This window comes from Micromonospora sp. NPDC051543 (genome assembly GCF_044454415.1).
GTDB lineage: Bacteria > Actinomycetota > Actinomycetes > Mycobacteriales > Micromonosporaceae > Micromonospora.
Window position 1 is genome coordinate 281,195 of the sequence record NZ_JBITDT010000008.1, and the last position, 24,020, is coordinate 305,214.

Genomic DNA, 24,020 nt, shown 5'->3' on the forward strand with positions numbered 1-24,020 from the left:
TGTGGAGACGGTCAGGAGCCCGCAGGTGCGACTGGTTGTTGGCCGTAGACGTTCTGGTAACGGTGGTAGAGAGCGTCGATGTCGGCCTGCGCGATCGGCACGGGCTGCCCGAGGGTGCGCGCCAGGTACGAGGTACGGGCCACGTCCTCGCACATGACCGCGGCCTTGACCGCCGCGCGGGCGTTCCGGCCGATGGTGAAGACGCCGTGGTTGCGCATGAGCACGGCGGGTGAACGGTGCCCGGAGAGCGTGGCGACGATGCCCTTGCCGATGTCGTCGCCGCCGATCAGCGCGAACGGGCCCAGCGGGATCTCCCCACCGAACTCGTCGGCCTGCGCGGTGAGGTGGCAGGGGATCGCCTCGCCACAGGCGGCCCAGGCGCTGGCGTACGAGCTGTGCGTGTGCACCACGCCGCCGACCTCGGGCATGGCGCGGTAGACGTAGGCGTGGGCGGCCGTGTCGCTGGACGGCGCCAGGTCACCCTCGACGAGGACGCCGTCGAGGTCGCAGACCACCATCGTCTCGGCCGTGAGGTCGTCGTAGCCCACGCCGCTCGGCTTGATGACCATGAGGTCCTGACCGGGCACCCGCGCGGAGACGTTGCCGGACGTCCAGGCGACCAGGTTGTACCGGGTCAGCTCGCTGTGCAGGCGGGCGACGGTCTCGCGCAGTTCACCGATCTGCCGGCTCACCTCTGCGTTCATGCGACGACCTCCAGCGTGGCCTCGTGCGTGGGCGCGGCCTCTACCGCCGCGTTGCGGATCGCCCGGAGGCGGAGCATGACGTCGTTGCCGCCACGACCGAAGTGGTCGTGCAGCGCCCGGTACTCGGCGTACAGGCCGTCGTAGGCACGGGCCCGCTCCGGGTCCGGCGTGTAGACGGCCTCGTGCACCCGCCCCATCGCCTGGGACGCCTCGTGGATCGACGGGTACGCCCCGGCGGCGACGGCGGCGTGGATCGCCGAGCCGAGCGCCGGCCCCTGCGCGGACGCGATGATGTTCAGCGGGCGCTTGGTCACGTCGGCGTAGATCTGCATCAGGAGCTTGTTGTTGGTGAGGCCGCCGGCGATCACCAGGTCGTTGACGGGCACCCCGGCCTCGACGAACGCGTCGATGATCATCCTGGTGCCGTACGCCGTGGCTTCCAGTAGCGCGCGGTAGATGTCCTGCGGACGGGTCGCCAGGGTCATCCCGACGATCATCCCGCTCAGGTCGTGGTTGACCAGCAGCGAGCGGTTGCCGTTCCACCAGTCCAGCGCGACCAGGCCGTGCGCGCCGACCCGCTGGCTGGCGGCCAGTTCGGTGAGGCGTTCGTGCGAGTCGAGCCCGGCCGGTGCGCCGTGCTTGACGAACCAGCCGAAGATGTCGCCGACACCGCTCTGGCCGGCCTCGTAGCCCCACGCGCCCGGGCTGATGCCGCCGTCGACCACGCCGCACATCCCGGCGACCTCGGCCGGGTGCTCGCCGTTGACCACGTGGCAGGTGGACGTGCCCATGATGGCGACCAGCCGACCGGGCTGGACGGCCTGGGCAGAGGCGGCGGTGACGTGCGCGTCGACGTTGCCGACCGCCACGGCGATCCCCTCCGGGAGGCCGGTCCAGGCGGAGGCGCGGGCGCTGAGCGTGCCGGCCCGCGCGCCGAGCGGCAGCAGCGGACCGTCGAGCTTGGCCACGAAGTCGCCGAAGTCGGGGTTGAGCGCGGTCAGGAAGCTCTCGGACGGGTACTGCCCGTCCTGCAGGATGCCCTTGTAGCCGGCCGTGCAGACGTTACGGGTCTCGGTGCCGCTGAGCTGCCAGACGATCCAGTCGGCGGCCTCGATGAACCGCTCGGCCCGGTGGTAGATCTCCGGGTCCTCCTCCAGGATCTGCAGACCCTTGGCGTACTGCCACTCGGCGGAGATCTTTCCGCCGTACCGGCCGATCCACGGCTCCGACCGCTCGTGGGCCAGCGCGTTGATCCGGTCGGCGTGCGGCTGCGCGGCGTGGTGCTTCCACAGCTTGACCCAGGAGTGCGGCCGGTCGCGCAGCTCGGGATCCTCGCAGAGCGGGGTGCCGTCGGCGCGTGTCGGGAGCACGGTGCAGGCGGTGAAGTCGATGCCGATGCCGACCACCGCCGCCGGGTCCACCCCCGCCGCGGCCACCGCGGCCGGAACGGCGTGGCGCAGCACGTCGCGGTAGTCGTCCGGATTCTGCAACGCCCAGTCCGGGGGCAGCGACCGACCTCCGGGCAGCGTCTCGCTGATGACCCCGTCGCCGTACTCGTGCACCGCGGTCCCGAGCTCGGCACCATCAGAAACCCGGACCACCAGGGCCCGCCCGGAGAGGGTGCCGAAATCGACACCCACGACGTAGCTTTCGGCAGCTCCGCCCACACGCTCCATGTTCACCTCCACCGTTAACGGGGATAGTGTTAACGCTCACATCCAGCCTCGTCAAGACATCTACCTGCAACAGCTCCGTAACGGAACGCGGAGCACGTACCGACTCGGGCGCGTCGATACCGGACCGGCACACGGCGCTCGATCCCGGGTGGCGGGCGGTCGTGACCCCGCCGGAGGGCGATGGCGATGGCCCGCCGGCGCGGATGGCAGCGATAACATCGACGGCTTCGCCGCCCCCGCATGATCAGACCTGTCGAACGCGCCGCCGCCGCGCCCGACCCCCTGACCCCGCGCTCCGGCACCCGAGGGCCACGGCGGGTCACTGACCGGTGCGGCGTGTTATCGATAACATTCGATGCGATGATCGCGGGTGGCGGTTCGTCACGGAAGTGATCGACTCCGGGCGGCCGTGTCCGGGGCATTCCGACCCCCGCCGGACGGGCGGGCCGGGCCCCCGGCTGGCGCAGGGACCGCTCGGCGACACCGAAGACCGACGGCCCGGCCCCATCCGGGCCGGGTCGTCGGTCGTCAGAGGACGTTGGGGTCAGGCCGTGCGCGGACGGTTGTAGAGCGCCTTGGCCCAGCAGAAGCAGCCGACCGTGATGACGGCGCACCAGGCGACCGCGAGGAGTCCGTTGACACCGATTCCACCGCCGAGCAGCAGGCCGCGGAGCGTCTCCATGACCGGGGTGAAGGGCTGGTAGTGGGCGAACAGGCGGACCGGCGTCGGCATCGAGTCGGTGGGGACGAACCCGCTGCCGAGGAACGGCAACAGCACCAGCGGCATGGGCAGGTTGCTGGCCGTCTCGACGCTCCTGGTGACCAGGCCCAGGGCGACCGACAGCCAGGTGACGGCGACGGTGACCATGGTCAGCACGCCGATCGCGGCGAGCCACTCGACGGCGTCGGCGGTGGGGCGGAACCCGACGAGCAGCGCCGCGCCCGTGACGGCCGCCAGGCTGACCATCGTCTGGAACACGCTGCCCACCACGTGGCCGGTGAGAACCGACGGTCGGAAGATCGCCATGACACGGAAACGGGCGATGATGCCCTCGGCCATGTCCATGGCGACCGAGATCGCGGTGCCCTGCGCCGCGCTGGCCACCGTGATGAGCAGGATGCCGGGGGTGACGTAGTTGGCGTACTCGGCCCGGCCGCCGGTCGGTCCGAGGCCGGCGCCGAGCGTGCCGCCGAAGACGTACACGAAGAGCAGCAGAAGGATGACCGGGATGCCGATGAGCATGAGGGTCAGCGACGGGTAGCGACGCATGTGCAGGAGGTTGCGCCGCAGCATGGTGTTGGAGTCACGCAGGGCGAACGTGAGGGTGCTCATCGCGCGGTGGCCCTTTCACGGTTGGAGGGGGCGTCGGGTTGGCCGGTGAGGGCGAGGAAGACGTCGTCGAGGTCCGGGGTGTGCACGGCGAGACCGGCGACGGTGATGGAGCCCCGGTCGAGGTCGTCGAGGAGGGACCGCAGCGAACCGACCCCGCCGTCGCTCGGCACCTGAAGGGTCAGCGCGTTGTCGTCCCGGGTGGCCGTCGCGAACGTACGGGCCGCCGAGTCGAGTTCGTCCTGGTCGGCGAAGCGCAGGACCACGTGACCACCCGGGATGAGCCGCTTGAGCTCGTGCGGGGTGCCCTCGGCGATCAGCCGACCGTGGTCGAGGAAGGCGACGCGGTCGGCGAGCTGGTCGGCCTCTTCCAGGTACTGGGTCGTCAACAGGATGGTGACGCCCTCGGCGGCCAGCGCCTTGATGATGTGCCACATCGCCCGGCGGCTGCGCGGGTCGAGCCCGGTCGTCGGCTCGTCGAGGAAGATGACGCTGGGATCGCCGACGAGTGTCATCGCGAGGTCGAGTCGACGGCGCGTGCCGCCGGAGTACGTCGCGGCCGGCTTGTCCGCCGCTTCGGTCAGGTCGAACTGGTCGAGCAGGTCGGCGATTCGACGGCGACCCGCCGCGCGGTCCAGGTGACACAGATCGGCCATGAGGCGCAGGTTCTCCCGGCCGGTGAGCAGGCTGTCCACCGCGGAGAACTGGCCGGTGACGCCGATCGCCCCGCGTACCGCGTCGGCCTCGCGGGTCACGTCATGGCCGAGGACGCGGGCGTGGCCGCCGTCGGCGGGAAGGAGGGTGGAGAGGATCTGCACGGTGGTGGTCTTGCCGGCGCCGTTGGGGCCGAGCAGCGCGAAGATCGTTCCCTGGGTGATCATCAGGTCGATGCCGTCGAGCACGACCTTGTCGCCGTAGGACTTGCGCAGCTCGGTGGTGACGATCGCGGGTCTGCTGCTGCCGGTCATGGTTTCCTCATCTGTGGTGGGGCCCGGACGGGTCAGGCGCGGCGGATGGTGATGTCGCCGTAGGAGGTGTTGGCGCGGATCTCGACCGTCTCGTCGGTCTCGGCCGGGCTGTCGGCCGCGTCGAGGGCGTTGTGGACGCGGCCGTGCCGGGAGCTGACGTCGAGCCAGGCGGCGGTGCCACGCCGGACCCCCACCTCGATCGCGCCGTAGGAGGTCTGTGACTCGATCGACCCGCGCACGACCTCACCGAGGCGCACGTTGCCGTACGCGGTGCGCGCCGCCACCGAGGCGGTCGACGCGTCGACGGTGATGTCGCCGTACGCGGTGTTGATGCGGACGTCGCCCCCGCTGCGACCGATCCAGCAGTCGCCGGAGGAATTCTTGATCTCCGCGTCGCCGTCGACCGCGCCGAGGCGCACCTTGCCGGACGACGCCTTCACCCGGGCCGAACCGGTGACCCGCTCCACGGCGACCTCGCCGTGACTGCTGTCGATCTCCAACGGCCCGGTCTCCTCCAGCCGGATCGCGCTTCCGGTCTTGATCCGGCACTCGCCGAGCCGACCCTCCGCGCGAAAGGCCGCCCACGCCGCCTCGGCGTGCAGCCGCGTGCCGCTCGGCACCTCGATCAGGACGTCGACCGACGGTCCGGAGCCGAAGCCGTACCGACGCCAGCTCTTCGGCACCCTGATGCGCAGGTGCCCGGCGGCGAAGTCGACGGTGGTCTGCTCGGCCGCGTTCACGTCGGCCTTGCTCGACGGGTCGCGGGGCCGCACCCGTACCACCGTGTCGGTGCGGTCCGTCGCGGCGATCCAGGCGTCCCCGATGGGCAGCTCGACCTGGACGGAGATCGGTTCTGGCGTGTCGAAAACAGGCATGGTGGTCTCCCGGGAGGTGTTGGCGGAGGCGGAGAGAGCTACGGGTGGGTGTGCGGGTCAGCGCGCCCAGCCGGTGACGTGCTGGCCGGACCTCGGAGGCTCTGGCCGGCGAGGCGGTTGACGGTCGGGGCCACCGGCCCCGACGGCGCTGGCGACGGCGCGCACCAGCCACGCGTTGACGGAGAGCCCGGCGCGACTCGCGGCCTCGTCGACGCTGGCCTTGAGGTGGTCGGGAAGCCGGAGGTTGATCCGGGATGTGCCGCCCTCGTCGCCCTCGGGAGGCAGCAGAGGCGCCGGGGCCGGAGCTGGCGCGGCGGGCTCGCCCGGCCCGTCCGTGGGCGCGGTGGCGGGCGCCACCACGAAGTCGGGCTCGCGTCCGCGCAACCGGACGTGCACCGACCCGGGGGCGAGATCGCGGGTGATCTCGTCGGCCGCGTCGGACAGCGCCTCGAGCAGCGTGAGGTGGGTCGCCGCTTCGAGCTGGGTGAAGAGTCGTTCGGCTAGCGCCCGACTCTCCGGATCCACGCCCTCGGCTGCCACGGCGAACTCGTTACGCAGGTTCTCGACGTACGGCCTCAAGTCCATGGCACCATCATGGCACCACTTTGGCTCAGCATGCAACACCTGTGGCTCAGATTGCTGCCACGATGGTCATCGGCTCTGCTCAGCGCCTGTGTCAGCGGTTGCGAACGCGCGGCGGACCACTCGGTTCGCGACCTCCTGACTCAGACCGGTGGCCACCAGCAGGTCGCTGGCGGTCGTCCGGACCTGTGCCACCACGACGGCCCCGGAGAAACCGACCCCGTCCCGGTAGGCGTCACCGGCGGCGCAGACCGCCCGGAGCGCCCGCTCGCGCGCCTGAACGGGTTCCTGGCCGGCGGCGAACTGCCGCTGCAGCAGGCGTACCGCCTCGGACAGGTCGGCGACGGCCGTGGGCAGGGGTTCCGGGACGGGCTCACCGTCCTCGATCAGGGTCACCGCCCGGCGGATCAGCGTGCCCGCGTTCCGCATGGCCCGGTCGATCGGCTCCGCCGTCTGCGCGTACCGGGCCACCGGCCCCTGCCGCTGATGCCAGTGCACCGGCGAGAGGGTGCTGGCCTCCCGGGCACCCTGCGTCGCCTCGATGAGCGCACCCAGCTCGTCCTTGTTCTGCCGCAACCTCGCCCGGGCGGTCAGCGCACGGTCGATGTCCCGGTCGGCCAATGCGCCGGCGGTGGCCTGGAGTTGGGCGCTGAGCAGGTCCAGCGCCGGTCGCGCGGCGCGGTTGAGCACCCGCAACGGGCTCAACGGCAGCAGGACGGCGGTGACCAGCAGCGCCACGGCGCCCCCGACGAGAGCGTCCACGAAACGGGGGATCTCCAGGTCGCGCACGGCTGGACTCAGCGTGGCGATGAGCACGGCCGTGGCGCCCGCCTGGATCACCACCGCCGCGCTGCCGACGAGGAACAGCGCGACGAGGATCGCCAACACGACGATCAGGGCGAGCTGCCACCACCCGGTGCCCATCACCCCGAGCAGCAGGTCCCCGACCAGCACCCCGACGGTGACACCGATGATCAGCTCGATGGTGCGGCGCAGGCGTTGCCCGACCGACGCCGCGAGGGTGGAGACCGCGGAGATCGGCGCGAACACCGGCTGCGAGACGTGCAGCACCTCGCGCACCACCAGCCAGGACAGCGCCGCGGCCACGCCGGCCTGCAGGGCCAGACCCCCGATACCCCGAACCCGCCGCACTCGGTCCCGCAGCGTGCCCGACAACTGGCCGCGCAGCCGCGTGGCGATCGACGTCGGGCCGGGCGGTGCTGCCCCGTCGGCGCGCGCCGACGCGTCCCCGTCCGCACCGGGACGACCGGCAGCGACCATGGCGGGCGGCTACCCCGCCGTACCCCGATCAATCCTGAACACCGGGCGCGGCCACGCGGGCCCGCGCCGCGCCCGGCGCCGGACGGCGGTCCCGCTCAGCGTTCGGCGAGAGCCTTCTCGGCGTACGCCCAGAGCTCGTCCGCGGCCGCCGGGTCGACCGCGTGGTCCGCGACGCCGTCCGAGGCGTCGGGGCCGCCGGGAACCACCTCCATCTCCTGGTTGTCGACGAAGTACCGGCCCCCGATGCCGTCGAGCAGGGGCGACGCCGCGAGCAGGACCGTGGTCGACGCGCCCTGGGCGGGCGTCTTGTAGTAGTCCGGCACCACGAGGTTGCCCGCCTCGTCCATGCCGCCGAGCGCGCGCATCGTGTCGTCGTCGAGGTGGCGCTGGAGGTTGGTGTGGATGTAGCCGGGGTTGAGGGCGTTGGCGGTGATCCCGTCCGCCGCCCACCGCCGGGTGATGCCCACCGCCAGCAGGACGTCCGCCGTCTTCGACTGCCCGTACGCCGTCCACCGGTCGTACGGCCGCCGCTCGAAGTGGGGATCCGCAGCGTCGAACGGGGCGCTCAGGTGTGCTCCGGAGCTGACCAGCACGACCCGGGCCGCGCCCGCCGCCCGCAGGTTGTCGCGCAGTCCGACGGCCAACGCGAAGTGCCCCAGATAGTTGGTCGCGAGCTGGAGCTCCCAGCCCTGGGCCGAGAGCTGGCGGGTCGGCAGCGCCATGATGCCGGCGTTGGCGACCAGCGCGTGGAGCGGGCCGTCCCAGGCCGCGACGAACGCGTCGACCGACGACAGGTCGGCGAGGTCGAGCGCGGCCGCCCGGACGCTTCCCCGCGCGGCGTCGCCGGCGAACTCCTCGACGATCCCCGCGGCCCGAGCCGGGTCACGAACGGCGACCGTGACCTCCGCGCCGGCGCCCGCCAGGGCGCGAACCGTCTCGACACCGATGCCGGAGGCGCCGCCGGTGACGATCATCCGACGCCCGGTCAGGTCCACGCCGTCGAGGATCTCGGCGGCGGTGGTGCGGGCGGTGAATTCAGTGGTGAGGCGTGTGTGCGCTGTCATGTCCACCACGCTATGCAAGCTCGCTCTGGACTGCCTATAGTCTGGAATCCTTCATACTTTCGCGAGCGTCCAGGACGGTGCGGATGGACCCGCTCGAAGACGTGCTGGCACTGCTCGGCGCCACCGCGCACCTGTCCGCCGGTCTCGTCGCCGGTGGGCGCTGGGCGGTCCGGTTCGACCCGCCGGCCGGCGCCAAGTTCAACGCCATCCGACGCGGCAGTTGCCACCTGCGGGTCGAGGGCGAGGCCGAACCGATCGCCCTCGGCGAGGGCGACTGCTACCTGTTGACCCGGCCGGTGGCGTACACGCTCTTCAGCGATCCCGACGTGCCGGCCCAGCCGGCGTACCCGATCTTCGCCGCCGCCGGCGACGGCGTGGCACACGCCGGTGAGGGTGCCGACATGTTCCTCATCGGCGGCGCGTTCTCCCTGGGAGACAGGGGGCGCAGCCTCCTGCTGGACGGCCTTCCACCGGTCATCCACGTGCCGGCCGACGCTCCCGAGGCCGCCACCATCCGGTGGGCCCTCGACCAGATCGACATCGAGCTGCGGCGGCCTCAGCTCGGGTCGCGGCTCGTCGCGGAACACCTGGCGCTCGTCCTGCTGGTCCAGGTCCTGCGCGTGCACCTCGCCCGCGACTCCCAGCACACCTCCGGTTGGCTGGCCGGGCTCGCCGACCCGGTGGTCGCCCCGGCGCTGCGGGCGATGCACGCCCGGCCCGCGCAGCAGTGGACGGTGGATGCGATCGCCCGTACCGCCGCCGTCTCCCGCTCGACGCTCGCGGCCCGCTTCCGGAAGGTCGTCGGCGTCGGTCCGCTGGAATACCTCACCGGATGGCGGATCGAACTCGCGGCGGACCGCATCCGGCACGGCTCCGACTCCGTCGCGGCCATCGCCCGAGCCGTCGGGTACGGCTCGGAGAGCGCCCTCAGCGTGGCCTTCAAACGGGTCACCGGCGTCTCACCACGCGCCTACCGCCAGGAGGTGGCCGGGAGCGTTCCGGGCGGGTAGGCGACACGGCAGGCGCCGACCGGGGGCGACCCCGGGCGATTGGGCGCCTCCCGGCGGGGTAGACCCCGGTCCGCCACACCGGTGGCGGGCCACCCACGGACCGATCGCCGGCACCGGGCGGTCTGGTGTCTCGGGGGGCGGTGGCGGATGGATCAGCGCGGATGAGCGGCCCCGACGCCGCCTCCGGCATCGTGGAGTTGCGGGTGCACGGTGTCTCCGGCGCGAGCACCGAGCAGGTGCTGGGCCTTGCGCGGACGGTGCAGGTCGCCGGCGACCAGATGGGCGGCTTCGTCCGGGTCCGGCCGCGCTGGGCGAGTCCCGAGGCGCGCGGTGTGACGCTGGAGGCGTACCGCTGGGGCGATCTGCCCTCCGGAACCGTCGCCCGCACCCTGGCGCTGGTGCTGCTACTGCCGTTTCTGCTGGTCAACGTGGCGATCTGGATGCGGCCGGCGAACCCCCGCTCGGAGAGCGTGGTCAAGTCCCTCTGCCGGGTGCTGGCACTCACCCTCACCGTGCTGTACGTGCTCGCCATCGCCGGCGTCGCCCTCGACCTGCTCGCCTGGCACTGCCTGAACTCGCCCCGCTGCCTGGCCGGCCGTAGCTGGTTGTCCTGGTTCAGCGGGCAGCCCGTCGGGCGACGACTGGCGGTGTTCGCGCTGGTCCCGGCCGCCGCGATCGGACTGGTGTGGCGGCTCAGCAACCGGCCCGGGCGGTCGTTCGAGGCGTTCCGCGCGCCCGACGAGGAGGTCGCGGGGCATCGGCTCAGCACGGTCGGCACGTGGGACGCGGAACCTCTGGTGGGGCGGCTGCGGTCCGTGCACGTCGCCGCGGCGTTCGGGACGTTGAGTCTCGTCCTGCTCACCGCTCGCGCCGCGCGCGACGCCGCGGTCGTCACGATCGCGTTGGCGGTGGTCACCGGCGTGGTCCTGGCGGCCTGCGTGGCGCTGCTCTGCACGCCGGCGCTGATCGACCGGTCCCCCACCGATCGGCGGCTTGACACGATCACCACCACCCTGCGCACGACCGCGACGGTCCTGGCCGTCGTGGTCGCCGCCCACGTGGCGACCAGCCCGGCCGGCTGGCGCGAGGACGCCGCTCTGCCCGGCTACGACAGGACGCTGGTCTGGCTGTTCGCCACCCAGACGATCCTGCTGGCCGCCCTCGGGGCGATCCTGCTCTGGCGGCGCGGGGGCAGCCCCCTGTTCGGGCTGGGAGCGCTGGTCATCGCGGCCGCGGGGATCAGCACCGCGGTGGGGTACTCCGCCGAGCTGGTCTACCGGGTGGCGGACTACCTCGACCGCGACCTGCCGACCGGGGAGGGCATCGCGACGGGCCCGCCCCGGGCGTACACCTGGGCGATCTTCGGCTTTCTCCGCACCGCGCTGGTCACGGCGCTCGTCGCCGTGCTGGTCGTCACGGTCTCCCGCTCCGGTCGTCGCCGCCGTGCGGCGGCGATCGTCGCAGGCGACTACCCGGACGCGCCGACGGAGGCCCGCCCGCGGCTGCGACAGGTACGCGACGCGGTGGCCCGGGCCAGCTTCACCGAACGTCTGGTGCTGCTGGGCGTGATCTTCGGTTGTCTCGCCGGGGTCGGCTCCGCCACCACCACCCTCGGCCTGATGGGCGTGTTTCCGGGTGACGTCGTCGAGCGGTTCACGCGGTTGCCGGCGGACGCGATCACCTTCAGCATCGCGTTCACCAGTTGGGTGAAGGCGGTGGGCCTTCTCGGCCTGGTGCTCGCCGGCGTCTTCGCCTACCGCACCACCAGCTTCCGGCGGCACGTCGGGGTCATCTGGGACCTCGGCACCTTTTGGCCCCGGGCGGCCCACCCGTTCGCGCCGCCCTGCTACGCCGAACGGGCCGTGCCGGAGCTGACCCGGCGGATCACCTACCTGGTGGAGCGCGGGGACCGCGTGCTGCTCTCCGGACACAGCCACGGCTCGGTCCTGCTCGCCGCCGCGGTGCTCCAGTTGCCGTCCCGGATCGGCGATCGGGTCGCGCTGCTCACGCACGGGTCACCGCTGCGCCGGCTCTACGCGCGGCTCTTCCCCGCCTACCTCGACGACGCGGTGCTGCGCGAGATCGGCAACCGGGTGGGCTGGCGGTGGGTCAACCTCTGGCGGGACACCGACCCGATCGGCGGGCGCGTCTTTGCCGACCGGGGACCCGAGGCGTCCGCCAGTGACCCGGCCGCCGCGGTGGACCGCCGGGAGGTCGACCCCAGCGACGTGGTGACCCCGCCCGGCGACAGCGTTCCGCCGCCGATCCTCGGGCACTGGCCGGCCGAATCCGACGAGCGGTTCGCGGCGGTGGTGCGGGAGTTGACGAACCGCCTGCGGCGCACGCCCGGGTGAGGTGCGGTTGACATCGCGACCCACGATTGTCTTCGCCGCCCGCGAATCCTGGAGGTCGACGTGGCCGCTGTGTCCCATCCGGTGTTCGCGCGGGTCTACGAGCGACTCAGCGTCGCCATGGACCGTGCCGGCACCGCCGAGTTCCGCCGCGACCTGGCCGCTGGCCTGAGTGGCCGGGTGGTCGAGGTCGGCGCCGGCAACGGACGCATGTTCGCCCACTACCCCCGCGCCGTGACCGAGGTCGTCGCGGTCGAACCGGAACCTCGCCTGCGCGCCGCCGCCGTCCGGGCGGCCGCGGGCGCACCGGTGCCGGTCACAGTCGTCGACGGACTGGCCGAGGCGCTGCCCGCCGCCGACGGCGAGTTCGACGCGGCAGTGGTCGCGCTGGTGCTCTGCACGGTGCCCGACCAGGCGCCAGCGCTCGCCGAGATCCACCGCGTGCTGCGCCCCGGCGGGCAGCTGCGCTTCTTCGAGCACGTCGCGGCCGAGGAAGCCAGCCGCCTGCGCCGGGTCCAGCGGCTGTCCGACGCCACGCTGTGGCCGAAGCTGTTCGCCGGCTGCCACACCGGCCGCGACACCACGGCCGCCATCGTGGCGGCGGGCTTCGCCGTCGAGGACCTGCGACGCTTCCGGTTCCCGACCGGCAGCTCCAGCCCCTCCTCACCGTGCGTCGTGGGCCGGGCGACCCGCATCGACGAGCTGGCGGGCTGAGCGCGCTCATCGGGTCGGCAGGCTCGACAGCCAGTCGTCCAGAGCCGCGGGGTGCGTGAACAGGAGAACCGGCGGGCCGGCCGGATCGGCCTGCCAGGCGCGCATCCGCCGCCGCGCGCGCCCGAACGCGGCGACGTGCCAGAGCAGGATCGAGTCCCGGGACAGCACGCTGCCGACTGATTCGCGGTTGCCGTTGCAGATCACCTCGCCCGTGCCCAGGCGGCGCAGCGTACGACGCAGCAGACGCCCGAACGAACGCCACCGCGGGTAGTCCAGGGCCACGACCAGGTCGGCGCGCGCCAGTGGTACGTCCCGCCACCCGTGGTACGCGCCGTCGAGGATCCAGGCGTCCCGGCGGCAGATCTTCTCGATGCGGCGACGCTGCTCGGCGACCGGCACCTCGATCCACCCCGGCAGCCACAGCAGGTCGTCCACCGGATACCACGGCACGCCGAGGAGCTGCGCCAACCGCGCGGCGAGAGTGGACTTGCCCGCGCCGTACACCCCGTAGACCAGGATGCGACGCGGTGTGGCCATCGCGGCAGCTTACGCCGGCTGGCGCCTACGTAGTCGGGTGGGCCAATCTACGTAGCGGCTGCGGACGTGCGACCACCCTGCTCGCGGCTGCAATGGACACATGACCAGCAACGAGGCCGCGAAGGCCAGCAACCCGGACAGCGCCGAGGCGATCGCCCGGCCCACCACCACACCGCCGCAACGAACCACCCCGGACGAGGCTCCGGCCCGGGCGGACGTCGCCCCACCGGCGCCGCCGCCGGTCCGGGCACCCGCGCCGGCCCCCGAGGCCGAGCAGGCGCAGCGCGCCGACGGGCCACCCGCCACGGCGGTGCCGGCGGCCAAGGGTGACGCCCAGGCGGCACCGGCCACGCCGACGGCGACACCGCCGACGACCATCACCGCCGACACCGTCGCCGCCCGGGCCGTCGTGCTCGACGGCGCCGACAACGCTCTCGTACTCACCAACTTCACGACCCGCGCCTACACGATCGGGATGAACGGCGGCACCAGCACCATCAGCCTGGCGAACGACAAGCGCGCCTACACGACCGTTCTGGACGGGCAGAACGGCAACCTGTGGGCCGCCAACAACGTCAACAGCCGGAGCTTCAACGCCAACCAGGTCGACCTGGACGGACCGGGCAACCACATCAAGTTCTGCCACAGCAAGACCCGCACGTACACCATCGGCATCGACGGCGAGCACAGCTCGATGTCCTTCGCCCACCCCGACACCCGGCAGTACCGACTGCTGCTCAACGGCACCACGGGCGACGTGTGGGCCGCCAACAACGTGAGCAGCCCCAGTGTCACGGCGACCAACGTGTCCGCGGCCAACGCGGTCAACTCCAAGGTCGTCGCGGCGAACGAGGTCGACCTCGACGGCGCCAACAACCACATCAAGTTCTGCCACAGCAAGACGCGCACCTACACGGTCGCGATCAGTGGTGACCAGAGCTCGATGTCCTTCGCCAACCCGGACACCAGGGCGTACACCGTGGTCATCGACGGCGTGCACGGCGACATCTCGCTCAGCAACGCCGACCTGGCCGAGGAGTTCGACGTCGCGGCCGGTCACCTGCCGTCGGCGATCCCGGGCGCGGTGCTCGTGATCGGCGAGACCGGCGCGTTGGAACTGGCCGACAAGCCGTACGACACGGCGGTGGCCGGCGTCGTCTCCGGCGCCGGCAGCTTCGCGCCGGCGATGGTGCTGGACCGGCGACCGGACAGCGAGCAGCGTCGTCCGCTGGCCCTGGCCGGCAAGGTCTACTGCCTGGTCGACGCGGCGCACGGCGCGGTGCGCCCCGGCGACCTGCTGACCACCTCCCCCACCCGGGGACACGCCATGCGGGTGGCCGACCCGCTCAAGGCGGTCGGGGCGATCCTGGGCAAGGCGCTCGGGCCGCTGCCGACCGGACGGGCACTGGTGCCGATCATGGTGACCACGTCATGAACAGCCTGCGTCAGAAGGCCGGGAAGTACCTACGGTTCGAGGCGCCCATGACGGTGCGGGAGGTCGGTACGGAACTCGGCCACCCCACCGGATCCACCCGCCGGCTGCTCGTACAGCTCGAACAGACGTCGAGCGAGTGGTTCTCCGGGAGCCTCCTGCCCTCCAGCGTCAAGGGTTCGGCGTGGCTGCGGCTGTTCAGCGACGGCGGCTACATGTTCGACGGGCACGTGCACGAGAACGGCGCCGTCACGCACAACTGGTCGCTGGTCGCCACGCCGGGCTTCGTGGACGATGACGGCAACGCCTTCGTCTTCTCCAAGAGCGGCAAGGTGTCGGACAACTCGAGCACCGACACCTTCGCCGAGCACGGGCAGGACCCGCGGATCGCGCAGTACTGGGATCAGCTCAGCACGGCCAGCGTGAACTTCCGGCTGAGCGTGTCGATGAACGTGGCAGAGCTGATCGGCAACATCCTGAAGTGGATTCCGGTGGTGATCTTCGGCGCGGTGGTCGCCGGGTGGGTCGCGTTCTTCGGCCAGCCGGGCAAGGTCCACGCGTACAAGGACGAGAACGGGACCACCCACTTCTGGAAGTCGAGGGAGTGAGGTCATGGCCAGCGTCCGTACCGCCGCCGGCCGGTACCTCGACATCCGTGCGCCGCTGACGCTGCGTCAGGTGGGCGCGCGGGTCGGGCATCCGGGCGGGTCGACGAGGGTGGCGATGGACCGGCTGGAACAGGAGTGGACCGAGACGTTCTCCGGCAGCCTGCTGCCGTCGAGCGTGAAGGGCACGGCCTCGCTGCGGATGGCCAGCGACGGCCACTACTGGTTCCAGGGGCACGTACACGAGAACGGCTTCCTCAGCCACAGCTGGAGTTTCGCCGCCGGACCGAACGTCGTGGATCAGCACAAGAACGTCTTCGTGGCCATCGCCACCGGCCGGGTGACCGACGACCACAGCAGCGACGACTTCAGCATCACCGGTCAGGACCCGCGCATCGCCGAGTTGTGGGAGCAGATCAGGTACGCGCCGGTCAGCTTCCGGCTCGACGTCACGGCCAACTTCGCCGAGGTCGCCAAGAAGGTGGGCACGGCGATCCTGACCGGGTTGGGCTTCACCCTCCTGGTCGGCACGATCAACGTCCTCGGCGCCAAGGGCGCGGACTGCCGCGAGGACTCGAACGGCAGAATCACCTGCTACACGAAGAACTCCTAGGGCGGTGGCCGGGGCGCACGTCGCGCCCCGGTCACCGCCGGTGTCCTCAGCCGGCCGGTCGTAAGGCGTCCGACAGGTCCCGCCGGGAGGTCACCGCCAGCTTGCGGTAGGCCCGTCCCAGATGCGTCTGCACGGTACGCACCGACAGCACCAACGCCTCGGCGATCTCCCGGTCGGACAGGCCCCGGGCGGCGAGCCCGGCGACCTGCCGCTCCCGCGCGGTCAGCCCCGCCACCCTCGCGGGGTCGTCCCGCACCGTCGATCGCAGCCGGGCACGCAGGTCGACGGCGAGCCGGACGGTGTCGGTGACCCCGGCCCGCCGCCCGACCTCGCCGGCCACCTTCAGCGCCTCGCCGGTCATGTTCATGTCCACGAGGCGGTGCGCGTGCTCCAGGATCACGGTGGGATCGCGTTGGGCCAGCGCGATCACCGCCCGACCGGCGGCCACGAGCCGCTCGGCGTCCACGTGGACGAGAGCCTCGGCGATGCGGTCCGCATAGCGGGTCGGACCGGCGACCGGGTCCAGGTGCGCGGCGTAGATGAGATAGCCCAGTTCCACCAGCCAACTCCCGGAGCCGTGCGCGACGACGATCGCCTCGTCCATCAGCTCGCCCGCCCGAACGCGCCGACCGGTCGCCGCGGCGACCGCCGCCAACGCCCACGGGCGCAGCCCCGGGACCAGCGCGACCGCGTCTACGGGGTGCTCCCGTAGCACCGCGTCCGCCTCGTCCGGGCGACCATCCTCGGCCAGGGTGACGGCCAGCCAGCCGGTCGCCTCGGCGCGGAACATGCCGTTGCCACCGGCCTGTTGGGCGACGGCGTCCCGGAGCCGGCTGATGGCGCCCGCCCGATCCCCGCTGACCCGCCGGGCGTACCCGTCGAAGAGCGGCCAGGCGGTGGGGGACAGACCGGAGACGAGCGGGTCCGGGGGCAGCGGCCACCGGCCGGCCGCCGGGTCGGTGACCGGACCGGTCGGGGTGGGCTGACGCCACAGCTCGGCCAGTGCCAGCGCGGCCCCGGCCATGCCACGGATCTGCGGCATGGCCGACGAGCCGGACCGCTCGACCGCCTCGACCACCGTGCGGCCCACCCGGACCGCCTCCTCGGTGCGGCCGGTCAGCACCAGCGCCGCGACCGACGCCAGCGTGACCCGTAGCCGCGCGCCGCGCGGGAGTGACTCGCCCAGGAGCTGACGAGCGCTCGCCAGCGCCCGCGCCGGATCGCCGCTGAACAGCTGGACCAGCACGCCGAGCGCGGCCAACTCCGCCCGGCCGGCCGCATCGGCGTCCGCGCGCAGTCGCCGCAGGTGGTCGTACGCCTGTCGGGGCACCCGCCCGACCCAGAGGCGGTGCGCGGCCAGGGCCACGCCCACCGTCACCCGGGCGGTCGGGTCACCGGACGCGTCGGCGTCCCGTTCGGCGGTACGCAGCGTCTCGTACGCCTCGACGGCGCGGCCCTGCTCGGCGAGGGCGGCGCTGAGCGCGACCGCCGCCGACGCCCCACCACCCTCCTGCCAGGCTCGCCGGGCCAACTGTTCCGAGGCCGCCGGGTCGGCGTACAGGCACAGGCCGGCCGACCGCACCAGCTCCGGCGGGTCAACCGGCTGCCCGGCGTGCACCGCCCAGAGAGCGCGGGCCACCGCGTGCGAGCCGCGCGGCGCGGCCTGCCGTGCGCCGGTCAGCAGCGTGGCGGCTATCCGGCGACGCCGGGCGGGTGACATGCGTCGGCGTACCGCAGCGCCGAGCATCGGGTCACGCAACCGCACCAGGACCTCGTCGCCGCGCTCCTCGCTGCGGACCATACCGAGCTGTTCGAGGTCGGCGAGCAGCTCCGGCGACGCGGCGGCCTCCGCGACGGGCAGCGGCAGCGGCCCGCCGAGCGCCATCGCGGCCAGCGCCTCCTCACCGGTGCGGCCGACCCGGTCCAGCTCCCGGTCGAGCAGGTCCGCCACCTGTGCGGGCACCGCCAGGCCGGCCCTCCAGCGCCACTGGTCGCTGTCGCGGGCCAGCGAACCGATCTCCTGCCCGTGGTCGAGCAACGCCACCGCCAGATGTGGCAGTCCGCCGGTCCACTGCCACAGCAGGTGGGTGGTGGAGCGGCTGACCGGACCCGCCAACCGCTCCGCCGCCAGCGCGCCGACCTCGGCCTCGGTCAGGGCGGGCACCACCAGTCGGGACAGGCCAACGTCCTTCCACAGCGCGACGACGGCGTCGGGCACCGGGACCCCCGACCGGACGGTGAGCAGGGCCCGGGCCGCTCGGGCCTGCACGAGGCCGAGCAGCACACCGGCGGACGGCCCGTCGAGCAGGTGGGCGTCGTCGACGACCAGGACGGGCGTGCGGGCCGGGCCGCACCGCTCGACCAGACTGGTCAGCACGGTGCTGTGCACCAGGGCCGGGTGCAGGGCGGGGTGACCGCCCGTGAGGAGTCGACCGAGCGCGCCGAAGGGCACCTCCTTGCTCGCCTCGGTGGCGGTGATCCACACCGTGGCGAACAGTCGCGGCGGCAGGTCGGCGACCACCGCGCGAGCGAGGGCCGTGCGACCCACCCCCGCCGGACCGATCAGGACGGCGCCGTCGGCCCGCACCAGCGCGGCGCGGGCCTCGGCGAGCGTGCCGTCACGCCCCGTCAGCATTCCCGGATGATGACGGGTGAGCCGCGTCCCGGGCCATCACCCATCCGACAGATGGCGAGCGGCGTCAATCGTGCCGGTTCGGCCGGTGCCCACGCCCCACCGATAACCAGTTGCCGTGCGCAACGGACATCGCCACAGTGGTGCCCATGACGTACTGACGGACACCACCTGAGCACCGCGCCGAGGCCCATTTCACGCCGCCCGGTGCCGTACCGCCGTCCGTCCACTTGCGACTCAGCGAGAAGTGAGCGTCGTTGTCTGAGCACCAGTCCCTGTCCCTGTCCACCCCCGCCACCGTCACCGTGTTCGCGTCCGCCACGAGTTGGATCGAGTCCGCCGCGCTCGACCAGTGCCGGCAGGTGGCCGCCCTCGACGGCATGGTCCACGTCGCCGGCATGCCGGACCTGCATCCGGGCAAGGGCGCCCCGATCGGCGCCGCCATGGCGTCGACGGTCCTGTACCCGTTCCTGGTCGGCTCCGACATCGGCTGCGGTATCGCCGTCTTCCCGATTCGACTCCGGCGCGTCGTACCCGAGCGGCTGGCCGCCCGGTTCCCCGACCTCGACCGCGCGCTGGACCCGGAGCGGGACGCCGACGACCCCGCCTGGGCCGTCCTCGCGGGCGACGTTCCCGCCGGCCACCTGGACGGGCTCGGTACGGTCGGCCGCGGCAACCACTTCGTCGAGCTGGCCCGCGTCGACACCGTCTTCGCGCCGGAGCACGCCGACCGTCTCGGGCTGGCAACCGGTGACCTCGTCCTGGTCGTGCACAGCGGCTCGCGGGGCCTGGGTGAGCGGATCCTGCGGACGCACACCGAGACGCACGGGGCGGGCCCCGCCCCCGACCCGGCCGCCTACCTGGCCCGACACGACGAGGCGGTGCGCTGGGGCTCGCTCAACCGGCGGCTGCTGGCCGCCCGGGTCGCGTACGCCCTGGGGGCCGAACCGACCGAGCCGGTCGTCGACCAGCGCCACAACCTGGTCGAGGTGCGCGACGGCGTCTACCTGCACCGCAAGGGAGCGGCGCCGGGTGACGGTCGCGATGTGCTCGTCGCCGGTACGCGGGGCACCGCGTCGTACCTGGTGGCCGCCCACGCCGGGGCGGACGCCAACCACTCGGTGGCGCACGGCGCGGGTCGGAAGATGTCCCGCGCCGACGCGCTGCGCCGGGGCCGGGCCAAGCACACGGTCGAGGAGCTGCGGCGCACCCCGGTGGGTTCGCTGGTGGTGTGCGGCGACCGGCAGTTGCTCTTCGAGGAGGCGCCCACCGCGTACAAGCGGATCGAGCAGGTGATCGGCGATCTCGTCGCGCACCAGCTCGCCACGCCGGTGGCCACCACGATCCCGCTGGTCACCTACAAGACGCCGGACGTCGGGGCCGCGCCTCGCTCGGAGGCGGGACCAGCGTCGCGGACGGGGTCGGTCGTGAGCCCGGCTCTGTTGCTGTCCGCCGGCCGTGGGCCGCGGGAGTGCGGGTGGGCGCTGGCCCACCTGCTGCGCCGTCTGGAGGGTGACGCCACCCGGCGGGGCGTGGCGGTCCAGCGGGTCCACGTGGTGCCCGGCGACCGGCCGGGCACCTACCGGTCGGTGCTGATCCGGCTGTCCGGCGGCGACGTCGAGGCGTTCGCCGCCTCCTGGACGGGGACGTTGTGCTGGCAGGCGCCCATCCCCTACCGGACGAGCGCGGGTCGGAAGAACTGGTACGTCACGGCGCAACCGCCGCCGAGCGACGCTCCCCCGACGACGTTCGCCGAGGCCGACGTCGAGATCGTCGGCTGCCGCACCGGCGGTCCCGGCGGCCAGCACCGGAACAAGGCCAGCACGGCGGTACGCGCCACCCACCGCCCGTCGGGCCTCGTCGTGGTGGTGGACGACGAACGGCAGTTCAGTCAGAACCGGCGCATCGCTCTGGACCTGCTGCGCCAGCGTGTCGAGCGCGGCGACGAGGCGGCCCGGCGCGCGGTCACCACAGCCAGGTGGCGCATCCACGACGACCTCGTGCGGGGCGACCCGACCCGCGTCGAACGCCCGGAGCCGACCTCGACCCCGGGTCGACGGCGGCGCGGACGGACGGCCTCCGGCCACTGACCGCGGCCCGGCCTCACACCTCCAGGACCGCGTCGGCGAACGCCCGCGGCGCCTCCTGGGGCAGGTTGTGCCCGACGCCGCCACCGACGGTCCGGTGCTCGTACCGGCCGGAGAACTGCTTGCCGTAGACGCTGGGGTCCAGGTGGGGCGCGCCGTTGGCGTCACCCTCCAGGGTGATGCTGGGCACCGTGATCTTCGGCTTGCCGGCGAGGCGCTTCTCCACCTCGGCGTACTGCGGTTCGCCGTCGGCCAGGGCCAGCCGCCACCGATAGTTGTGGATCACGATGTCGACGTGGTCGGGATTGTCGAACGCGGCCGCGCTGCGGTCGAAGGTCGCATCGTCGAAGGTCCATTTCGGCGACGCCGTCTGCCAGATGAGCCGGGCGAAGTCGCGGCGGTTGCGGTCGTACCCCTGCCGGCCGCGCTCGGTGGCGAAGTAGTACTGGTACCACCAGGAGAACTCGGCCTTCGGCGGCAGCGGCACCCGGCCCGACTCCTGACCGTCGATCAGGTAACCGCTCACCGACACCAGGCCCGCACAGCGCTCGGGCCACAACGCGGCCACGACGTCGGCCGTACGCGCTCCCCAGTCGAATCCGGCCAGCTTCGCGCTGTCGATGTCCAGGGCGTCCATGAGGGCGACGAGGTCGAGCCCCATGGCGGCCGGCTCACCGTTGCGGACGGCGTCGTCGGCGAGGAACCGGGTCGTGCCGTAGCCCCGCAGGTACGGCACGACGACCCGGTGACCGGCGTCGGTGAGCAGCGGCACGACGTCGACGAAGCTGTGGATGTCGTACGGCCAGCCGTGCAACAGGATCACGGGCGGCCCGTCCGGCGGGCCGGCATCGACGTATCCGACGTTCAGGACCCCGGCGTCGATCTGTCGCACGTCCTCGAAGACCGCCATGGAACCGGCACCTTTCGTCAGGCTGTTGGCGCGTGGCATCGGCGCGCCGGCCGCCCCGACAGCGTAGGAAGCCCCGAGCGGCCCGACGGCGCGTTGGGCGAAGAGGCCAGGACCGGCCGGTGGATGGCTAGGATGCGTCGCCTGCCCCGTCGGGGCGTGCCGCTGGTCGTAGGGTGATGACATGGCTGAGCGATCCCTGACCCTGATGGCGGTGCACGCGCACCCCGACGACGAGGCGACGAGCACCGGCGGCGTCCTCGCCCGGTACGCCGCCGAGGGTGTCACCACGGTCCTCGTGACCTGTACGGACGGCCGGTGCGGCGACGGGCCGGGCGGGGTCAAGCCCGGCGAGCCCGGTCACGACCCGGCCGCCGTCGTGGCGATGCGTCAGGCCGAGCTGGAAGTCAGCGCGGCCACCCTGGGAATCACCCACCTGGAGACGCTCGGCTACGCCGACTCCGGGATGATGGGTTGGTCGACGAACGACCAGCCCGGCTCCTTCTGGACGACGCCGGTGGCGCAGGCCGCGGACCGGCTCGCGGAGCTGATCCGCCGGTACCGGCCGGACGTCGTCGTCACCTACGACGAGAACGGCTTCTACGGTCACCCCGACCACATCCAGGCGCACCGCATCACCATGGCCGCCGTGGCGCAGACCGACGTCCCCGCGAAGGTCTACTGGACCACCGTGCCCCGCACGGCGTTCGAGGAGTTCGGCCGGATCATGAAGGAGCTCGGCGTCGAGTGGGCCGACCCGGACGAGTCGTCGGACATGCCCGAGCTGGGTCTCCCCGACGACGAGATCACCACATGGGTCGACACCCGCGCCCACGGTGCGCAGAAGTTCGAGGCCCTGGCCGCGCACGCCAGCCAGACCGAGAACATCTTCTTCCTCCAGCTCGGCCAGGAGCGGTTCACCGAGTTGATGGGCATGGAGACCTTCGTCCGGGTGCGGGACACCACCGACGCGCCCGTTCCCGAGGACGACCTCTTCGCGGGCCTGCGCTGACGCCTGGCGGTGGTCGTCGGTCAGGCCGCCGTGGCCGACTGTCCGCTGCGACGGTCCCGCTCCGGGTCCTCCCCGGGGCGGGACGTCAGCACCCGGGGACCGGACTCGGTGACCGCGATGGTGTGCTCGGAGTGGGCCGAGCGCGAACCGTCCGCGGATCGGATCGTCCAGCCGTCCTGGTCGAATTTGATCTTGTCGCTGGTCTGGCAGAGCCACGGCTCGATCGCGAGCGTCAGGCCGGGCTTGAGTGTCATGCCTCGCCCGGGACGGCCGTTGTTGGGCACGTGCGGGGCCTCGTGCATGGTGCGACCGATGCCGTGCCCACCGAACTCGTTGTTGACCCGGTAGCCGTAACGGTGGGCGACCTCGCCGATGGCGGCGGAGATGTCGCCGAGCTGGTTGCCCGGTCGGGCGGCGTCGATGCCGGCCTTCAGCGCGACCTCGGTGGCCTCGATCAGCTTCAGGTCGGCCGGGGCGGGAGCGCCGACGACGAACGACAGCGCCGAGTCGGCGGCCCAGCCGTCGATCCCGACCGCCATGTCGATGCTCAGCAGGTCACCGTCGCGCAGGAGGTAGTCGTGCGGCAGGCCGTGCAGCACCGCGTCGTTGACCGAGAGACACAGGACGTTACGGAAGGGCCCGCGACCGAACGACGGCGTGTAGTCCCAGTAGCACGATTCGGCGCCCCGCTCGGCGATGCGGCGGCGGGCGTGGTGCTCGATCTCCATCAGGTTGACGCCGACAGCGGCCACCGCCCGCAGTTCGGCCAGCAGCTCGCCGACGAACTGGCCGGTCACGGCCATCCGGTCGATCTCCGCGGCAGACTTCAGCTCGATCACGACAAACCCTCCCCATCCGGTGCGGTATATTTATACCACGCCGCGCGGGAGTGCGGCGGGTCGACATTGCCGGCCCCCGGGGGCGGAACTATCCTGCTCACATGGTTCGGCCACCGCTCACACCGGAGCAGATCGCCGCGGGGCAACGCCTGGGCGCGGCGCTGCGGGTCGCGCGGGCCGGCCGCAGTCTCGTCGAGGTCGCCCTCGCCGCCGGCATGTCACCGGAGACTCTGCGCAAGATCGAGGTGGGTCGGCTCCCGGCGCCCGCCTTCGGCACCGTGGTCTGCCTCAGTGAGGTCCTCGGCGTCCCGCTCAGCGACCTCGCCGACGTGTGGCTCGCGGACCCGCGGGTCCGCGAGGCGTCCTGAGCACGCTCGCGGCCACCCGCAGCGCGGAACATCCGGACCGGCACCTCGCTCGCTCCGTGAACAGGGTCGGCAGTGCCCGGAACCGACCGACGGCCGGCAAAGGGCGCCGACAATCGTCTATGGACAGGGCCGCCTGTTAACGCTAACGTAACGACGGCCGTCGATAACTGACCGTCACCGGGGCCGTCCAGCTGCTGGCCCCGGCCGCGGTCTACGTCGTTCGCGGCGCGGGCGGGTGGAGCGTGGCCGACACGGGCGGCCCGAGCTCACCACCGGGCGACCCGTGCCGAGGGCCGGACGACGGATGCCTGACCAGCGGCGCCCGCAGGTCGACATCACCTCGATCGGCCGGAGCCGTGCCGTCGATCGGCCTTCCCACAACCGCTCCGGGCCACCGCCACCGCCGTCACCGCGACCCCGGGTCGCGGGCGGC

General features: G+C 72.6%; 21 protein-coding genes and 1 pseudogene. 10 read left to right on the top strand and 12 right to left on the bottom strand.

Annotation, left to right across the window (positions count from 1 at the left end; translation table 11 throughout):
* Nucleotides 1-11 precede the first annotated feature (11 nt).
* The 8 genes from ACIA3K_RS17170 to ACIA3K_RS17205 all read right to left on the bottom strand — a co-directional run bounded on the left by ACIA3K_RS17170 (nucleotide 12) and on the right by ACIA3K_RS17205 (nucleotide 8,480).
* Entirely contained in the window at nucleotides 12-704 is a 693-nt protein-coding gene (locus tag ACIA3K_RS17170; RefSeq protein WP_396802069.1) for an L-ribulose-5-phosphate 4-epimerase, read from the bottom strand.
* The gene (gene araB / locus ACIA3K_RS17175; protein ID WP_396802070.1) at nucleotides 701-2,380 is read right to left on the bottom strand and encodes a ribulokinase; all 1,680 of its coding nucleotides are present in this window, start codon (nucleotides 2,378-2,380) and stop codon (nucleotides 701-703) included. The genes ACIA3K_RS17170 and araB overlap by 4 nt, the downstream gene beginning before the upstream one ends.
* A 544-nt stretch (nucleotides 2,381-2,924) precedes the next feature.
* Nucleotides 2,925-3,713 carry an ABC transporter permease gene (locus ACIA3K_RS17180; protein WP_396802071.1) on the bottom strand — a complete coding sequence of 263 codons (789 nt, stop codon included), beginning with the start codon at nucleotides 3,711-3,713 and terminating at the stop codon, nucleotides 2,925-2,927.
* Nucleotides 3,710-4,678 carry an ATP-binding cassette domain-containing protein gene (locus tag ACIA3K_RS17185; RefSeq protein ID WP_396802072.1) on the bottom strand — a complete coding sequence of 323 codons (969 nt, stop codon included), beginning with the start codon at nucleotides 4,676-4,678 and terminating at the stop codon, nucleotides 3,710-3,712. The genes ACIA3K_RS17180 and ACIA3K_RS17185 overlap by 4 nt, the downstream gene beginning before the upstream one ends.
* 32 nt (nucleotides 4,679-4,710) lie before the next feature.
* Nucleotides 4,711-5,553, bottom strand: a complete 843-nt coding sequence (locus ACIA3K_RS17190; protein ID WP_396802073.1) for a DUF4097 family beta strand repeat-containing protein — start codon at nucleotides 5,551-5,553, stop codon at nucleotides 4,711-4,713.
* A gap of 57 nt (nucleotides 5,554-5,610) precedes the next feature.
* Nucleotides 5,611-6,138, bottom strand: coding sequence for a hypothetical protein (locus ACIA3K_RS17195; protein ID WP_396802075.1), 528 nt, complete (start codon nucleotides 6,136-6,138; stop codon nucleotides 5,611-5,613).
* Nucleotides 6,139-6,204: 66 nt separating this feature from the next.
* Nucleotides 6,205-7,416, bottom strand: coding sequence for an aromatic acid exporter family protein (locus tag ACIA3K_RS17200; protein WP_396802076.1), 1,212 nt, complete (start codon nucleotides 7,414-7,416; stop codon nucleotides 6,205-6,207).
* 95 nt (nucleotides 7,417-7,511) lie between these two features.
* The gene (locus ACIA3K_RS17205; RefSeq protein WP_396802077.1) at nucleotides 7,512-8,480 is read right to left on the bottom strand and encodes an SDR family NAD(P)-dependent oxidoreductase; all 969 of its coding nucleotides are present in this window, start codon (nucleotides 8,478-8,480) and stop codon (nucleotides 7,512-7,514) included.
* An 83-nt stretch (nucleotides 8,481-8,563) separates the two neighbouring features.
* On the opposite strand from ACIA3K_RS17205, the gene ACIA3K_RS17210 reads away from it, so the two are divergent.
* From ACIA3K_RS17210 to ACIA3K_RS17220, 3 genes are all read left to right on the top strand, one after another.
* Nucleotides 8,564-9,490 carry an AraC family transcriptional regulator gene (locus tag ACIA3K_RS17210; protein ID WP_396802079.1) on the top strand — a complete coding sequence of 309 codons (927 nt, stop codon included), beginning with the start codon at nucleotides 8,564-8,566 and terminating at the stop codon, nucleotides 9,488-9,490.
* Nucleotides 9,491-9,651: 161 nt separating this feature from the next.
* Complete coding sequence (locus ACIA3K_RS17215) at nucleotides 9,652-11,844, top strand: hypothetical protein (RefSeq protein ID WP_396802080.1); 2,193 nt, start codon at nucleotides 9,652-9,654, stop codon at nucleotides 11,842-11,844.
* A 60-nt stretch (nucleotides 11,845-11,904) separates the two neighbouring features.
* On the top strand, nucleotides 11,905-12,555 hold the full coding sequence (locus tag ACIA3K_RS17220; protein WP_396802082.1) for a methyltransferase domain-containing protein: 651 nt from the start codon (nucleotides 11,905-11,907) through the stop codon (nucleotides 12,553-12,555).
* Between the two features lie 6 nt (nucleotides 12,556-12,561).
* On the opposite strand, the gene ACIA3K_RS17225 is transcribed toward ACIA3K_RS17220, so the two are convergent.
* Nucleotides 12,562-13,092, bottom strand: a complete 531-nt coding sequence (locus ACIA3K_RS17225; RefSeq protein WP_396802084.1) for an adenylate kinase — start codon at nucleotides 13,090-13,092, stop codon at nucleotides 12,562-12,564.
* A gap of 100 nt (nucleotides 13,093-13,192) precedes the next feature.
* Between ACIA3K_RS17225 and ACIA3K_RS17230 the strand changes: the two genes are divergently transcribed.
* The 3 genes from ACIA3K_RS17230 to ACIA3K_RS17240 are packed head-to-tail and all read left to right on the top strand — an operon-like array spanning nucleotide 13,193 to nucleotide 15,742.
* Nucleotides 13,193-14,527, top strand: a complete 1,335-nt coding sequence (locus tag ACIA3K_RS17230; RefSeq protein WP_396802086.1) for a hypothetical protein — start codon at nucleotides 13,193-13,195, stop codon at nucleotides 14,525-14,527.
* Entirely contained in the window at nucleotides 14,524-15,132 is a 609-nt protein-coding gene (locus ACIA3K_RS17235; protein ID WP_396802088.1) for a hypothetical protein, read from the top strand. Before ACIA3K_RS17230 ends, ACIA3K_RS17235 begins: the two co-directional genes overlap by 4 nt.
* A 4-nt stretch (nucleotides 15,133-15,136) precedes the next feature.
* Nucleotides 15,137-15,742 (top strand): hypothetical protein, encoded by a 606-nt coding sequence (locus ACIA3K_RS17240; RefSeq protein ID WP_396802089.1) that lies wholly within the window; start codon nucleotides 15,137-15,139, stop codon nucleotides 15,740-15,742.
* Between the two features lie 46 nt (nucleotides 15,743-15,788).
* Here the strand turns inward: ACIA3K_RS17240 and ACIA3K_RS17245 are convergent, their stop codons facing one another.
* Nucleotides 15,789-18,377: a LuxR C-terminal-related transcriptional regulator gene (locus ACIA3K_RS17245; protein ID WP_396802090.1), complete on the bottom strand. Its 2,589-nt coding sequence runs from the start codon at nucleotides 18,375-18,377 to the stop codon at nucleotides 15,789-15,791.
* Between the two features lie 254 nt (nucleotides 18,378-18,631).
* Here ACIA3K_RS17245 and ACIA3K_RS17250 point away from each other — a divergent pair.
* A pseudogene (locus tag ACIA3K_RS17250) lies at nucleotides 18,632-19,789 on the top strand (RNA ligase RtcB family protein); the annotation flags it as partial.
* Between the two features lie 12 nt (nucleotides 19,790-19,801).
* Nucleotides 19,802-20,464 (top strand): peptide chain release factor H, encoded by a 663-nt coding sequence (gene prfH, locus ACIA3K_RS17255; protein WP_396802158.1) that lies wholly within the window; start codon nucleotides 19,802-19,804, stop codon nucleotides 20,462-20,464.
* A gap of 13 nt (nucleotides 20,465-20,477) precedes the next feature.
* On the opposite strand, the gene ACIA3K_RS17260 is transcribed toward prfH, so the two are convergent.
* Entirely contained in the window at nucleotides 20,478-21,371 is an 894-nt protein-coding gene (locus ACIA3K_RS17260) for an alpha/beta fold hydrolase (RefSeq protein ID WP_396802092.1), read from the bottom strand.
* Between the two features lie 181 nt (nucleotides 21,372-21,552).
* On the opposite strand from ACIA3K_RS17260, the gene ACIA3K_RS17265 reads away from it, so the two are divergent.
* On the top strand, nucleotides 21,553-22,380 hold the full coding sequence (locus ACIA3K_RS17265) for a PIG-L family deacetylase (protein ID WP_396802094.1): 828 nt from the start codon (nucleotides 21,553-21,555) through the stop codon (nucleotides 22,378-22,380).
* A 20-nt stretch (nucleotides 22,381-22,400) separates the two neighbouring features.
* Here ACIA3K_RS17265 and map read toward each other — a convergent pair whose 3' ends face one another.
* Nucleotides 22,401-23,219 (bottom strand): type I methionyl aminopeptidase, encoded by an 819-nt coding sequence (gene map / locus ACIA3K_RS17270; RefSeq protein WP_396802096.1) that lies wholly within the window; start codon nucleotides 23,217-23,219, stop codon nucleotides 22,401-22,403.
* Nucleotides 23,220-23,320: 101 nt separating this feature from the next.
* Between map and ACIA3K_RS17275 the strand changes: the two genes are divergently transcribed.
* Nucleotides 23,321-23,587 carry a helix-turn-helix domain-containing protein gene (locus ACIA3K_RS17275; protein WP_396802097.1) on the top strand — a complete coding sequence of 89 codons (267 nt, stop codon included), beginning with the start codon at nucleotides 23,321-23,323 and terminating at the stop codon, nucleotides 23,585-23,587.
* Nucleotides 23,588-24,020 lie beyond the last annotated feature (433 nt).

Excerpts from the sequence above, each read along its gene's own strand:
- ACIA3K_RS17260 (WP_396802092.1), bottom strand. The coding sequence starts at position 21,371 with ATGGCGGTCTTCGAGGACGTGCGACAGATCGACGCCGGGGTCCTGAAC.
- ACIA3K_RS17230 (WP_396802086.1), top strand. The coding sequence starts at position 13,193 with ATGACCAGCAACGAGGCCGCGAAGGCCAGCAACCCGGACAGCGCCGAG.
- ACIA3K_RS17275 (WP_396802097.1), top strand. The coding sequence starts at position 23,321 with ATGGTTCGGCCACCGCTCACACCGGAGCAGATCGCCGCGGGGCAACGC.
- ACIA3K_RS17210 (WP_396802079.1), top strand. The coding sequence starts at position 8,564 with ATGGACCCGCTCGAAGACGTGCTGGCACTGCTCGGCGCCACCGCGCAC.
- ACIA3K_RS17215 (WP_396802080.1), top strand. The coding sequence starts at position 9,652 with ATGAGCGGCCCCGACGCCGCCTCCGGCATCGTGGAGTTGCGGGTGCAC.
- ACIA3K_RS17180 (WP_396802071.1), bottom strand. The coding sequence starts at position 3,713 with ATGAGCACCCTCACGTTCGCCCTGCGTGACTCCAACACCATGCTGCGG.
- ACIA3K_RS17235 (WP_396802088.1), top strand. The coding sequence starts at position 14,524 with ATGAACAGCCTGCGTCAGAAGGCCGGGAAGTACCTACGGTTCGAGGCG.
- ACIA3K_RS17200 (WP_396802076.1), bottom strand. The coding sequence starts at position 7,416 with ATGGTCGCTGCCGGTCGTCCCGGTGCGGACGGGGACGCGTCGGCGCGC.
- ACIA3K_RS17225 (WP_396802084.1), bottom strand. The coding sequence starts at position 13,092 with ATGGCCACACCGCGTCGCATCCTGGTCTACGGGGTGTACGGCGCGGGC.
- ACIA3K_RS17170 (WP_396802069.1), bottom strand. The coding sequence starts at position 704 with ATGAACGCAGAGGTGAGCCGGCAGATCGGTGAACTGCGCGAGACCGTC.
- ACIA3K_RS17190 (WP_396802073.1), bottom strand. The coding sequence starts at position 5,553 with ATGCCTGTTTTCGACACGCCAGAACCGATCTCCGTCCAGGTCGAGCTG.
- ACIA3K_RS17240 (WP_396802089.1), top strand. The coding sequence starts at position 15,137 with ATGGCCAGCGTCCGTACCGCCGCCGGCCGGTACCTCGACATCCGTGCG.
- ACIA3K_RS17195 (WP_396802075.1), bottom strand. The coding sequence starts at position 6,138 with ATGGACTTGAGGCCGTACGTCGAGAACCTGCGTAACGAGTTCGCCGTG.
- ACIA3K_RS17245 (WP_396802090.1), bottom strand. The coding sequence starts at position 18,377 with ATGCTGACGGGGCGTGACGGCACGCTCGCCGAGGCCCGCGCCGCGCTG.
- ACIA3K_RS17205 (WP_396802077.1), bottom strand. The coding sequence starts at position 8,480 with ATGACAGCGCACACACGCCTCACCACTGAATTCACCGCCCGCACCACC.
- araB (WP_396802070.1), bottom strand. The coding sequence starts at position 2,380 with ATGGAGCGTGTGGGCGGAGCTGCCGAAAGCTACGTCGTGGGTGTCGAT.
- ACIA3K_RS17185 (WP_396802072.1), bottom strand. The coding sequence starts at position 4,678 with ATGACCGGCAGCAGCAGACCCGCGATCGTCACCACCGAGCTGCGCAAG.
- ACIA3K_RS17265 (WP_396802094.1), top strand. The coding sequence starts at position 21,553 with ATGGCTGAGCGATCCCTGACCCTGATGGCGGTGCACGCGCACCCCGAC.